We start from the raw sequence: 12,380 nt of genomic DNA, 5'->3' as shown, positions 1-12,380 counted from the left end.
TTCGCTTTAGCCGAGTTTATTGACGACGACTACAGAACATAACGACTAAGGTCCGTTGACCGCGATAACTCGCCCAAATGTTCTTCGACAAAGGCGGCGTTCACAAGGATATTTTCGCCGCCACGGTCCGGCGCGGTAAAGGAAAGCTCCTCAAATACCCGTTCCATCACAGTATAAAGGCGACGCGCACCAATGTTTTCGACGCTTTGGTTTACCTCGGCGGCGATCCGGGCCAGGGCGCGGATGCCATCCGGTTCAAAGCTGACGGTCACTTGTTCGGTCGCCATCAAAGCCGAATATTGCAATGTCAGCGCATTGTCGGTTTCTTCAAGAATGCGGACAAAATCGTTTTCTGTAAGGGGACGCAATTCGACCCGGATGGGTAGCCGACCTTGCAGTTCAGGTAACAGGTCGGACGGTTTGGCAATGTGGAACGCGCCTGATGCAATAAACAGAATATGGTCAGTTTTGACCGATCCATGTTTGGTGCTGACAGTGGTGCCTTCGATCAAGGGCAACAAATCACGCTGCACGCCCTCGCGACTGACGTCTCCGCCTCGTGCATCCGAACGGGCACAGACCTTGTCGATTTCGTCTAGAAACACGATTCCATTTTCTTGAACCGCTTCAAGCGCGGCCTTGTTTACCGTTTCATCATCAAGCAATTTGTCTGCTTCTTCGCCAATGAGCACATCGTAACTTTGGGATACCGTCAGCTTTTTTCGCGCTGTGCGTCCGCCCATCGCTTTGCCGAACAGATCACCAAGATTCATCATGCCCGCACTGCCCCCGGGTTGGCCGGGGATGTCCATCATTGGAAATGGGCTGGACGTGTCAGCAACGTCTAGTTCAATGACAGTGTCGTCCAGTTCGCCTGAGCGCAGCTTTTTGCGAAACATATCACGTGTGCCATCGCGCGCGTCAGTGCCAGCAATGGCTGTGATAACTCGATCTTCGGCAGCTTGTTTGGCCTTGGTGTGCACGTCTTCGCGCATGTTTTCGCGGGTCTGTGCGATGGCGGAATCCACAAGATCCCGAATGATTTGTTCAACGTCACGCCCGACATAGCCAACTTCGGTAAACTTGGTCGCTTCAACCTTTAAAAAGGGAGCACGGGCCAGTTTCGCCAACCGACGGCTGATTTCCGTTTTGCCGACACCGGTTGGTCCGATCATTAAAATGTTTTTAGGGTACACCTCATCCCGAAGATCATCCCCCAGATGCTTACGCCGCCAGCGATTGCGAAGCGCAACTGCAACGGCCCGTTTGGCGTCGGCTTGTCCGATTATGAAACGATCAAGCTCTGAAACAATTTCGCGCGGGGTAAGATCAGTCATTGGCGTCTCCTTTGCCCGACTACGTAACCACTCATCACGGAAACGCAACCAGGCTCACATCTCCGTGGGGGAGCATGTAATATGCGACGTCTTCTGCCATCTTGTCCGGGTAAGCATTTCACTTGGAGTTTCCGATGAACCGTCGTTCTTTCTTTTCTGTCGCCGCTGGTGCCGTTGCAGCAGTTTCCGCCTCTAGCGTATTCGCGGGCGGCCATGGTCGCACAGGAAAATTCAAAGGCACCAATAACCATGTAACAACGGGCACAGCCGAAATTGCAGGCAATCAGGTTAACCTGTTGGGTGACTTCACGTTTGATGGCGCACCTGACCCCAAAGTAGCGCTGGGCAAAAACGGGTACGATTCTAAAACGTTGATGGGCTTGCTCAAGTCGAACAACGGCGCATCCAGCTACGAAATTCCTGCGGGCATCGACGCAAGCGAATATAACGAAGTTTGGATCTGGTGCGAAAAGTTCAACGTATCGCTGGGCGTTGCCAAGCTGAACTAATTCCAAAACGATATCAATCTGACGGGCCGCTTTCTTTTGGCGGCCCGTTTGTGTTTGGGCCCTACGAATTAGGCTTTGATCGACTCGACCGTCAAATTTCCATTGGTGTAAACGCAAATATCAGATGCTATTGCCATAGCATCGCGGGCAACGGCTTCGGCATTGCGATCGCTGTCCATCATCCCGCGCGCTGCGGCCAACGCATAATTACCACCTGATCCAATGGCCGCGACGTTGTGTTCAGGTTCTAGAACATCGCCCGCACCAGTGATGACAAGCAAATCTTTGCCGTCGGTCACAATCAACATGGCTTCTAGCTTTTGCAGATACTTGTCGGTGCGCCAGTCCTTGGCCAGTTCGACGCTTGCCCGCGCCAATTGACCAGGTGTCGCCTCAAGTTTGGTTTCCAGCCGCTCTAGCAGGGTAAATGCATCAGCTGTTGACCCAGCAAAGCCCGCCACCACGTCAAAGCCACCGGGGCTTAAACGGCGTACTTTGCGCGCAGTGCCCTTGATAACAGTTTGCCCTAAAGACACCTGCCCATCACCTGCGATCACAACCTCGCCGTCTTTCTTCACGCCGACGATTGTGGTCCCATGCCAGCCGGGAAAATCGGATTTGGCCATGTCGCGTCTCCTCTTTTTCTAATCATCTATATGCGTCCTATTGCATGCGGCTTCAATCCGCAGGGGCAATGTGGTTGTGTGAGGGCATGAGAATGTTGGGCAAAGATCCTCGATTAAAACTGGCGTTGGCAGAGTGGGCAGAAATTGCGCCACAACTGGGGCTGGTTGGGGCCGATTTTAAATCCAAGGTCATCTGGCAGAAAGATGAACCTGAACGCAGCCATATCGTTGTGCGTCTTAAGGGTAAGCGCAAATTGATCCTGAAGCGGATTTTCAAAGCGCCGGATGATTCGGATCACCTAGGGACAGTGCAGGCGCAGCAAGGCGTCTTTGAACGGTTAGCTGAACAGCAAAAGGCGCATGCGCCAGAAGTGTTGTATTGCAATGACGATGGCACTTTGGTCATTATGGTCGAGGCATCTGGAAAAACGCTGAATGATCATCTGGCCGCAGGTCGGCCGCATGCGCAGATGTTACGCCGTAGCGGAACATGGCTGGCTGCATTTCACAAGACGATGCCAACAGAAAAACGAACCTATCAACCCAAGTACATGGTGGCGCACGTATCGCGTATGGGTGATGCGGTGCTTGAAGGGGCGTTAAACGTTCCCTTGCCAGATTTGTTCATCGCGTCGTGTGCTAAAATACCGCAAATTGCAGAAACTGTATCTGATCAACAGACGACGTCTGCTGTCAAACACGGTGATTTCAATCTACGTAATATTTTGCTGGGCCCGGATGGCGAAACTGGGCTTGATTTTAAAACTACGTCAACCGCGCCCGTTGGTTTTGACATCGCTCGTCTTCTTTTGGATTACGCCGAAATGTTTCAGTCTAAGACCGACCTGCAACCGGGAGCAGTGCTGTCTGATGCCACACGAGATTCGTTTTTTGATGGCTATGATCTGGTCGGGCGCGACGATCCGTCGGTGCGGTTTGTGCCTTTTGTTCAGCTGTTGAACGATTGGCGGTTGATCCCGACAAATCCTATGCTGCGCAGTTGGCGTCAAGTGGCGCGCATGGAAGCAATCGAAGCGTTGGCTCGAAACGCTTTTGGGTTCACATAAAAAAACGGCCCCCAAAGTTTGGAGGCCGTTAAATTTTAAGGAAGTGTGGGCTTAGATCGATTCTTCGATCCAGCTTTGCAGCGCGGCTTTTGGCTTGGCGCCGGCCATGTTTGCCACGACCTCACCACCTTTAAAGATGAACAGCGCAGGAATACCGCGTACACCCATCTGAGCAGGCGAATTGGGGTTTGTGTCCACGTCAACTTTGACGATTTTCACTTTGCCTTCCATTTCGGCAGACAGCTCTTCAAGAGCGGGGCCGATCTGTTTGCATGGGCCACACCATTCGGCCCAAAAGTCCACAACAACGGGGACATCGGAATTTTTGACTTCGGCGTCAAAGGTTGCGTCGGTAACGGCCATAGTTGCCATGTCATTTTCTCCTGACGGGATCCAGCATTGATGGGCAACCTATGTAGCCGTGTCCCTATCGTCAAGATATGGCGTGCGACCCAAGGCATTCGTCACGATTTCGTGCGGCAGAGTCATCATTTGCCCGGTGCGCGTCCACAATATGCCAAGCTTCTGCGTGTGGTCGGGAAAAATTTGCGCAACGGCATGTGCATAGGCCCCCATTTGGCGCAAAACGCCTTCTGGACAATTTTGCGGTGTACTTGGAACCGTTCGGTTGCTTTTGAAATCTATGATTTGAATAGTGTCGGGGGTTACAATCAAACGGTCGACCGTGCCGTGAATGCGATGGTGCCCCAACTGCGCCGTGACAGGAACCTCGGCCAATGTTTCTGTATCAAATATATACTCTAACTCAGGCTTATTCAGAACGGCCTGTGCCTCATCAAAGGCAGCTTTTTTCTGCTCGTCAGATAGATCACCCGGTAATGTTGCTGGCTGATCTGTCGTTTGCGTTTCAAGTACGTAATGCACCAATGTGCCAAATGCTTTGGCAGTTTCTTCGTCCAGACCATCGCCGGGCAGCGCCTTGGCCCCACCTAAATCGGAGGGCGATAAGGTCGCAATCGTTTGCGGTAAATCTGGCGCGGGCTTTTGGAAATGCGCAGGCAGCTCAGGTGGCGATGGCGCGACAATCGGTGTCTGAACCGTGTTGCTGAAATCCCATGACCCGTGATCCATACGCAGGCCGGACCCCACTGGCGTTTCGTGCTCAAAGGCACCTCCGGCACGCATAGCAGCGTCTACACGTTGATGCCAATCGTCGCCGTTTTTGTCCAATTCCCCAGAGGCACCGACGATTAACCACTTTTCCGCCCGTGTCAGAGCAACATAAAGCAGCCGCAACGATTCCTCGCGCTGGGCAGCTTTCATTTCTTCCAATCGGGCGGCCATTGTTTCGGGCTGTGCCGCGCTTGGCATTTTCCAAGCCGGGACGCCGTCGATGGTTATGAATTCATTTCTGATTTGAAAGTCACGTTTGCCACATTCAGGTAGGACCACGATGGGGGATTCCAACCCTTTTGATCCATGAACGGTCATCACACGAATTTGGTTCGAAGCACTATCGATCTGCCGCTTCACCTCAAGATCGTCGGTTTCCATCCAGGTCAAAAACCCGGTCAAGCTTGGGACAGACGCACGTTCGAACGCCAATGCTTGAGACAAAAGCGCATTGATCCCATCCTCGGCTTCGGCGCCAAGACGGGCAAGTAGACGATTACGACCTCCGTGACGTGTTAAGATCCGTTCGATCAGATCGTAAGGGCGTAAGAAATCAATATGGTCGCGTAAATCCGTCAGGATCGAGACTGTCTCAGGATAAACCGCACCTTTCGTGCGGAGCTCAGCCCACAAAAATGGATCTTTGCGATGATATGCGAGGGTGAATAAATCTTGCTCTGACCACCCAAAAAGGGGCGATCGCAATGCCGTTGCCAGTGACAGATTGTCATCCGGCGTGGCCAAAAAGGACAGCAACGCGCCTAGGTCGCGTACTGCAATTTCCGCCCCGACTTTCAGGCGGTCAGCACCGGCGATGGGCAGTTCAGCCTCTTTGCATGCGCGGATAATATCTGGAAAAATGCCGCCTCGCCGTTGCACTAGGATCAGAATATCACGGGGTTGAACAGGACGTGCCCCGTCTTTGTCAGGGATTAAAACTTTGTTGTCGATCATCTGTTTGATCTGACCTGCGATGGCTTGTGCAAGCACGCGATATTGATGGGCGGCGTTGCGTCGATCAAGCGGGTCAAACCACTCTTGTTCGGCTTCTTTTTCCGGCTTGGGAACAAGGGGCCAAAGATCAACACGCCCGGGCAGGTCGGTGTTGAAAGCGATATGTTCGCCTTTGTCGAACCCGGCTGAGGCAGCGCCGCCAAACACAGAATCCACCAAACTTAAGATCGCAGGTGACGAACGGAAAGAATAATCCAGCGTCATTGATCGCAGGTTTTTATCGGTTTGCGCCAATTTAGAGCCGAATTCGTGCTGCATCCGGTCAAATTCTCTGGGGTCAGCACCTTGGAAAGAATAAATCGACTGCTTTTTGTCACCCACGACAAAAATCGTGCGCGTTACATCTGCGCGCGCCCCGTCTCCACTGGAAAATTCTTCGGCCAGTCGGCGGATCACGTCCCATTGCGTTGGACTGGTGTCTTGCGCTTCATCCACCAGAATATGATCGATGCCACCGTCTAAACGATAAAGCACCCATGCGGCGACACGATCATCGCTTAGCAATTGGCGGGCCTTTTGAATGAGGTCGTCAAAATCAAGCCATCCCCGGCGTTGTTTGGCTGTCGCGTAACTTTGCGCAAAACGACGCGCAAATTGGTGCAGCACGACGGTTCGTTCTGCTGCCTCAAGTGCAAGTCGGGCCTGCCGCGCATTTTCAACGCGATCTACCAACGCTTCTAGGTCTGGTATAAGATGTGCAGCTTGCGCTTGCGTGCCCTTGGTCGGAAACTTTTTCTTGCGTGTGCCCGCTTTCGTCAGAAACGCGCCTTCGGCGATTGTCAGGCTTTGTGTATCCAGAGCGATCATTGTCTTTAGCGTTTTACCAACCGCACTGTCGGTGACCCCTTGGGATTCAAGAATTGGGATCAATGCCTGCAGCATGTCCCAATCGCCGGGGGAGAAGGCATCTTGCGCAATCTTTTCCCGTGTTAAGCCAGCAGGCTGTTGAAAGAGCGCCAAAGCGGCATCAAGCGTGAGGTCTGAAAACTGTTCTGCGCTGCCGACAATAGCTTTGGTGAGTTTCAAAAAATCATCACCGGAATACTGCCGGGCCAGAGCGGCCAATATTGGCGCATCTGCCCCATCGGCCATCTTATCGACCAATTCGGCACGAAGAAGATCAGCGGCGCGATCTTCGATTTCGGTAAACTGTGGGCTAACGCCAGCCTCAAGTGGGAAGCGTCGCAAGAGAGATGCGCAAAACGAGTGGATCGTCTGAATTTTCAACCCACCGGGGGTTTCGATCGCACGGGCAAACAAAGTTCGTGCGCGCAGTAAATCCTTATCAGTTGGTGTGCGTTCTAACCCCAAATCAGCCAACGCTGCACGCAAGTCATCATCGCCCAACATCGCCCAAGCGCCAAGGCGTTGGAACAAGCGGTTCTGCATTTCTGACGCGGCGGCTTTTGTATAGGTCAGGCAAAGGATGTGCTGTGGCTCGACCTCTTCCAGCAGCAACCTTGCAACGCGATCAGTCAGAACCCGGGTTTTCCCGGACCCTGCATTTGCGGACAACCAAGTCGAAGCCATAGGCTCGGCCGCGCTGTGCTGACGACGGGTTGCATCGTTCATTTGCGTCATTCCAGCACCTCGGGTACGGCGGTGGCTGTCACATCCCATTCGCCAAATCTAGCAAGTTGATCATAATCCCGCGCATCTGTGTCCTTTTCCATTGCGCGGCGCGAGGTATAGCCTTTGTCACCTTCAAGATACGCAGACAAAAGACTAACAAGCTCAGCTAGAATTTTGATCGCAGGTTCATCTTGGATGGGGGCATCCACGGTGGCAGGATTCGATCCTAACCCAATGAATTGAGCTGCGTTCACTGTGCGGACGCCTAGTTTTTCAAAGGCACCTTCTTCGACCATTGCGGCCTCGATCAACAGTTGTTTGTCAAAATGCTTTTGTTTGTCTTTGGCAGGTGGCGCACCGGTTTTGTAATCATAAATGATTGCGTTGCCGACTTCATCCACGTCTATGCGGTCGGCACGCCCTTCAAGCGTTGTCGCTATGGACGGCAAAGTGAGCCGCCCAACGGCGTCGTCCTCAAACAGTGTCGGCGTCGCAATGGATTGGCGAAGCGCTTCGGTTTCCACAATCCATGCAGCAGCCCGTTCAAAACGCGCCAACCACAAGGCACGGGCGGCCGGCCAAGGTACGTCGCCATCTAAAACGCGGGTGGCGTGATCCATCAATTCACCCACATTCAGCAGGTTCGGATCGTCAAGCGTGGCCTTAACAAACCGTTCCATGACGTCATGGGACAAGATCCCGCGCAGTAATGCATCAGGTGTTTGCACCAAAGGTCTTAGGGCGCGCAATCGCAGACAGTGCTTTGCGTAAATTGCATAAGGATCCCTTATTAGGGTCTGTATTTCAGTCACAGTAAAGCGCCGCGGCCGGGCTGAAACAGGCGGGCATGGTGCGGGACGATGGGCTTTGGCCACGTCAGAAGTCGCTTCAAGCTGTTTGGCGCGATTCAGCCACAAATTCCCTCTGTTTTGCATATCTTGCCAGACGTCTGGCGCGTCCTGCGCTGAAAGCCCCAACAGCAAGTTCTTTAAGCGGTTGATCCAGCGCGACGGTACTGTCTCTGCGTCCTCAGATCGGATGGAGCGTGTTAACCATACTTCAGGCGCGGCGAAGGCTTGCTGGAAATCATGCGCCGACAATCCGATCCTCCGTTCGGGCAGCAGCAACCCGGCATCAAACCGCATTTTGCGGTTTAACCACGGATCAGGTTTGGGCGCTTCGGGCCACGTACCGTCGTTCAATCCAGCAAGAATAACAAGGTCCGCACCCTGCACACGGGCTTCGAGTGTACCCCAAATCATGATGTTGGGGTGTGGGGCGTCGCGGTCGCGGACTTCACCTTGGCTAAGAACCGCTCCGACCAATGCGGCATAATCTGATGCGCTCATTTCAGCGCCATAATGCGCCTCGTCTGCCAATGCAGCCATTGTCCGGTGTGCGACTTGCCCCGCCTTTTTCTGCCACAGCTCTCCGCCATCGTTGCCAGTTGGGCCATTCCCGATTGCTTCCGCCAAAGCGACGTGCCGAGTTACCCAATCCGTCAAAGTCAAAGGCCCAGACACGGTTTGCCCACAGATAAGATCAGCGACCCAAGTCGCCCATTCTACCATTTCTTCGGCGTTGTTCTTGTCGGCATGTGCGGCGCAATCCAACAGGCCTGCACGCTCAGGATAAGGCAGGCCTTGACGGCGTATCCTCAATTCCAGCTTTTGCGTTTTCAGTTGGTGGAAATTGCGGTCCTGTCCGGAATGCGTCAGCGGATGTTTTAATAGCGTTAGCAAAGCCTCTGCATCTAAAGGCCGCTCAAATAAACTGGCAACATGACGTAGAAACCGACCAGGCGGCGATAGGTGCAAAGGCGTGCCTGCGCTATCATCAGGTAGAATATTCCAGCGATCCAACGCTGCGGTGACTTGACGGGTCAGCATACGATCAGGCGTGATTAAAGCGGCGCGTTGACCTGTTTCGGCAGCCTCTCGTAGTCGCATAGCGATTGCCAATGCCTCAGCGCGGGGCGTGTCCGCTTCGACCAAAGTGAGCGGTGCACATGCGGTGTCGAGATCGGTTAAGTTCGGCCCTTCGCTGCGCCATGCATCGGTCACAGGGGCCGGGCGCAATGCCAGTGACACAAGCCTGTTGCGGGCAGCGGATGGGGCCGCATTATCTGACCATTCGGCTATCGTGGACGGATGTAGGCCAAGCGCGTCAGCAAGCTTCAAAAAACGGAACTGCGGGTGGTCTTCACCTGCTTTATCTTGTGCCATCACATCCCAAACATGCGGCATATCAAAGTCGAAACCGGGCAGGATCACCGCCCCCTGCGGCAATGAAGCTACCGCTTGCATCAACAATTGCGTGGTCCCGCGAGAACCAGTTGAACCGACAATGATCATTGGGTCTTGAATCGGATTTTCGGTCCAATGCGCGGCCAGCCGCAACACCGTATCACGCTGTCGTTTTTCGGGATCAGGTGCATTGGCAGAGGCGCTGATATAGGTTTGTGCGATGGCGATGAATTGCTGCGCTCTGGCCCAGTGCCCGGATTGGTCGGACACATCCAATTTGGCGATGTCGTCGGCGTCTACCCCTTCGCCCTGCATTTCGTCCATCAACCCGGCCAAGCTGTCCGCCAGATCAAACCCAGCGGTGTCTGGGGCAAGGTCCGGCTGTTGTTCAATCAACTTGTTGATCAAGGCCACAAGTTGCAAACGCCGCCTTAATGGTGTCGCTGGGTCTGGCAAAGGCCCGTCAGGCAGCAAATCGTCAAGCTGTGAAATCATGCGGATACGTGGCAATAACCGGGGCGGTCCTGCATCAAACAGTTCGCGCAAACGGCGGGCCATACGCTTGGTGTTCACAAAAAGAGTGACGCGTGCCCAAGCTTCAGGAGAAGAGCCATTTAACCGCTGCTCCAGCCCTCGAATGACGGCGGCGGGGAAATCGACGCCCATGGCGCAGCCGAATACCCGGGGTTCTTGTGAAGGGTCAAACATTGTGTTGCGCAAGCATCATTTCGGCCTCGGCTATGCCTGCGGGGTGCCCAACATCGCACCAATGCCCGGGGTAAGGCAGCCCAAAAAGGCTGTTTTTCTTGGCCATCATGTTCCAAACGACGTTAAGAGAGAACGCCGCATCTGGGACTTTTTCCAACAATTCAGTCTTCAAAATTTGCGCCCCTCCATAGACCATGTCGCCACCGCGGTGCAGCCGACCAGCGTTGTCGATATGGAAATCCCCAGCGCCGTCCCGGCCATGCACTTGCGCCAGCGGAATGCATGTTAGTAGGGCGTCCATACGCGTAGGATCCCACGCGTCCATCAGCAACTGCAAAGGGTTTGGCCCAGCCCAAACAGCATCTGAATTCAATGTGGCCACGGGCGACGGTCCAAGAATAGGCAGCGCATTCCGCAGACCTCCGCCCGTTTCTAAAATGTCGGGCAGTTCACGCAAGGTCTGCACTTCGGACCCGGCTAGGTGGTCTTCCAGCATGTCCGGCAGGTAGTGCAGGTTTGCGACGATTGGTTCCGCTTTAACTTCCTGGCCAAGCATTATGGCGTGGTCAATCAGGGCACGTCCGGCCACTTGGATCAGTGGTTTGGGTTGGTGCGCAGTTAGGTGCTGCATCCGCGTGCCAAAGCCGGCAGCAAAGATCATTAAGGCAGGGGGATTGTGGCGCATTGGTCTTTGAGCTTTTGCAAAAGGGCAGGGGTGGGGTTTGGCAAGTCCGCATCGATCAGCGGTTTGATATCAGCCAGTGCTGGATGGGACAGGTTGGTTTGGATGTGGTCCCAAACGCGCGGAATTAGATCAACGTAGTGTGGCTTTCCATAAGCAAGTGAAAGGCGGGCAAAGACGCCCAAAATGCGTAAATTGCGTTGCGCCCCAAGCAGGGCATAGGCGCGGGTGAAACTGTTAGCGTCCATATCCGTCGCAGCCAGATAGCGTTCAATCATCATGGTTTCGATTGGTGCCGCCACATCGCGCCGCGCGTCCTGTGCAATGGACACTAAATCATAAGCTGGATGGCCCAGCATTGCGTCCTGATAATCCAAAAGCCCAACGCGGGCGGGGCCGTTGCGATCGGGTAGCCACAAAAGGTTCTCTGCATGGTAATCGCGCTGGATTAGCACTTGAGGTTCTGCATCCAACAAAGAGAGGGCCGCGCTAAATTCAGTCGCGAATTGATTTTTTGCCGCTTTATCCACGTCTCCGGCCACGCCGAATTGATACCAGTCATAGGCAAGGGCGGCGCGTTCGGTCATGACGTTCGCATCATAGCAAGGCAGGTCGGGCGCGGATGCGCGGTGCAGGTGCACCAAAACATCAACCGAGGCTTGGTAAAGCGGTTCTTCCAACGCCGGATTTTCGACCATCACCCGTGCAAAAAGATCATCGCCAAGGTCTTCAATTAACAAAAAACCGTTAACCTCATCCTGTGCGAAAACTTGCGGGGCGGATAGGCCAGCGCCGCGTAGATAGGTCGTGATCGCCACGAATGGTCGGACATCTTCGCCTTTTTGTGGCGGGGCATCCATCAGGATTGCCGTATCACCCGGCCCACGTTGCAGGCGTTCGTAACGCCTGTTTGATGCATCACCTGCAACCAGTTTACGTGGCAAGTTGGCCCAATCAGAACGCTCAAGAAACGCATCGATCAAAGCAGAACGATCAGGCATGTTGGACCCCTTTGGATAGTCGGTTTTCCCATTTTTTGTCGGACCAAGACAGGTGCGCGCGGCGCCCATTACCGTCTTGTGCAATGTCGATGTTCAGCGCGTCATCTGGCAACAACGGCCCAAGGCGGTCCGGCCATTCGATAAGGCATATCGCATTGTCAAAGGCCTCAGTCAGGCCAAGTTCATCGATTTCTGTGTCGGTTGTGATGCGATAAAGATCAGCGTGCCATACATCACCAGATTGCGTGTCGTAGGTTTGAACCAGAGTGAAGGTAGGCGAAGGCACGTCTTCGGGTACGCTCAGCAATGATTGGATCAAAGCGCGCGCGAAATGTGTTTTTCCAGCGCCGACGGTGCCGTTTAACAATACAACATCGCCGGGTTGCAAATTCTGCCCTAATGCAATGGCACAGCGGGCGGTCGTATCAGCATCAGGCCAATCGAGGATCAGGGGGTTCGCGTTCATGACGCCAAACTATCGGCA

At 53.9% G+C, this 12,380-nt stretch carries 10 protein-coding genes; 2 read left to right on the top strand and 8 right to left on the bottom strand.

The genetic code is table 11. From position 1 onward, the window contains the following. Positions 1-29 precede the first annotated feature (29 nt). Entirely contained in the window at positions 30-1,337 is a 1,308-nt protein-coding gene (hslU, locus tag ABJF76_RS06910; RefSeq protein WP_413818981.1) for an ATP-dependent protease ATPase subunit HslU, read from the bottom strand. 134 nt (positions 1,338-1,471) lie between these two features. Between hslU and ABJF76_RS06905 the strand changes: the two genes are divergently transcribed. Then, a complete protein-coding gene (locus ABJF76_RS06905) occupies positions 1,472-1,846 on the top strand; it encodes a DM13 domain-containing protein (RefSeq protein ID WP_413818982.1) in 375 nt (124 codons plus the stop codon). 68 nt (positions 1,847-1,914) lie between these two features. Here the strand turns inward: ABJF76_RS06905 and hslV are convergent, their stop codons facing one another. Then, a complete protein-coding gene (gene hslV / locus ABJF76_RS06900; protein WP_413818983.1) occupies positions 1,915-2,472 on the bottom strand; it encodes an ATP-dependent protease subunit HslV in 558 nt (185 codons plus the stop codon). Between the two features lie 92 nt (positions 2,473-2,564). On the opposite strand from hslV, the gene ABJF76_RS06895 reads away from it, so the two are divergent. Next, entirely contained in the window at positions 2,565-3,539 is a 975-nt protein-coding gene (locus tag ABJF76_RS06895; protein WP_413818984.1) for a phosphotransferase, read from the top strand. 51 nt (positions 3,540-3,590) lie between these two features. Here the strand turns inward: ABJF76_RS06895 and trxA are convergent, their stop codons facing one another. From trxA to tsaE, 6 genes are read right to left on the bottom strand one after another with little or no spacing between them, the layout of a single operon-like run. After that, positions 3,591-3,911 (bottom strand): thioredoxin, encoded by a 321-nt coding sequence (trxA, locus tag ABJF76_RS06890; protein WP_413818985.1) that lies wholly within the window; start codon positions 3,909-3,911, stop codon positions 3,591-3,593. A gap of 39 nt (positions 3,912-3,950) precedes the next feature. Then, positions 3,951-7,268 (bottom strand): double-strand break repair helicase AddA, encoded by a 3,318-nt coding sequence (gene addA / locus ABJF76_RS06885; RefSeq protein WP_413818986.1) that lies wholly within the window; start codon positions 7,266-7,268, stop codon positions 3,951-3,953. Then, positions 7,265-10,213: a double-strand break repair protein AddB gene (gene addB, locus ABJF76_RS06880; RefSeq protein WP_413818987.1), complete on the bottom strand. Its 2,949-nt coding sequence runs from the start codon at positions 10,211-10,213 to the stop codon at positions 7,265-7,267. The genes addA and addB overlap by 4 nt, the downstream gene beginning before the upstream one ends. Further along, entirely contained in the window at positions 10,206-10,898 is a 693-nt protein-coding gene (locus ABJF76_RS06875) for a nucleotidyltransferase family protein (protein ID WP_413818988.1), read from the bottom strand. Before ABJF76_RS06875 ends, addB begins: the two co-directional genes overlap by 8 nt. After that, on the bottom strand, positions 10,874-11,896 hold the full coding sequence (locus ABJF76_RS06870; protein WP_413818989.1) for an aminoglycoside phosphotransferase family protein: 1,023 nt from the start codon (positions 11,894-11,896) through the stop codon (positions 10,874-10,876). Before ABJF76_RS06870 ends, ABJF76_RS06875 begins: the two co-directional genes overlap by 25 nt. Then, complete coding sequence (gene tsaE, locus ABJF76_RS06865) at positions 11,889-12,362, bottom strand: tRNA (adenosine(37)-N6)-threonylcarbamoyltransferase complex ATPase subunit type 1 TsaE (protein ID WP_413818990.1); 474 nt, start codon at positions 12,360-12,362, stop codon at positions 11,889-11,891. Before tsaE ends, ABJF76_RS06870 begins: the two co-directional genes overlap by 8 nt. Positions 12,363-12,380 lie beyond the last annotated feature (18 nt).

The organism is Tateyamaria sp. (genome assembly GCF_039940735.1).
GTDB lineage: Bacteria > Pseudomonadota > Alphaproteobacteria > Rhodobacterales > Rhodobacteraceae > Tateyamaria.
This window is presented reverse-complemented; position numbering and strand designations above follow the sequence as displayed.

Bases quoted from the DNA above. Each gene is read 5' to 3' on its own strand.
- ABJF76_RS06895 (WP_413818984.1), top strand. From the start codon at position 2,565: ATGTTGGGCAAAGATCCTCGATTAAAACTGGCGTTGGCAGAGTGGGCA.
- trxA (WP_413818985.1), bottom strand. From the start codon at position 3,911: ATGGCAACTATGGCCGTTACCGACGCAACCTTTGACGCCGAAGTCAAA.
- ABJF76_RS06905 (WP_413818982.1), top strand. From the start codon at position 1,472: ATGAACCGTCGTTCTTTCTTTTCTGTCGCCGCTGGTGCCGTTGCAGCA.
- addA (WP_413818986.1), bottom strand. From the start codon at position 7,268: ATGACGCAAATGAACGATGCAACCCGTCGTCAGCACAGCGCGGCCGAG.
- addB (WP_413818987.1), bottom strand. From the start codon at position 10,213: ATGTTTGACCCTTCACAAGAACCCCGGGTATTCGGCTGCGCCATGGGC.
- hslU (WP_413818981.1), bottom strand. From the start codon at position 1,337: ATGACTGATCTTACCCCGCGCGAAATTGTTTCAGAGCTTGATCGTTTC.
- ABJF76_RS06875 (WP_413818988.1), bottom strand. From the start codon at position 10,898: ATGCGCCACAATCCCCCTGCCTTAATGATCTTTGCTGCCGGCTTTGGC.
- hslV (WP_413818983.1), bottom strand. From the start codon at position 2,472: ATGGCCAAATCCGATTTTCCCGGCTGGCATGGGACCACAATCGTCGGC.
- tsaE (WP_413818990.1), bottom strand. From the start codon at position 12,362: ATGAACGCGAACCCCCTGATCCTCGATTGGCCTGATGCTGATACGACC.
- ABJF76_RS06870 (WP_413818989.1), bottom strand. From the start codon at position 11,896: ATGCCTGATCGTTCTGCTTTGATCGATGCGTTTCTTGAGCGTTCTGAT.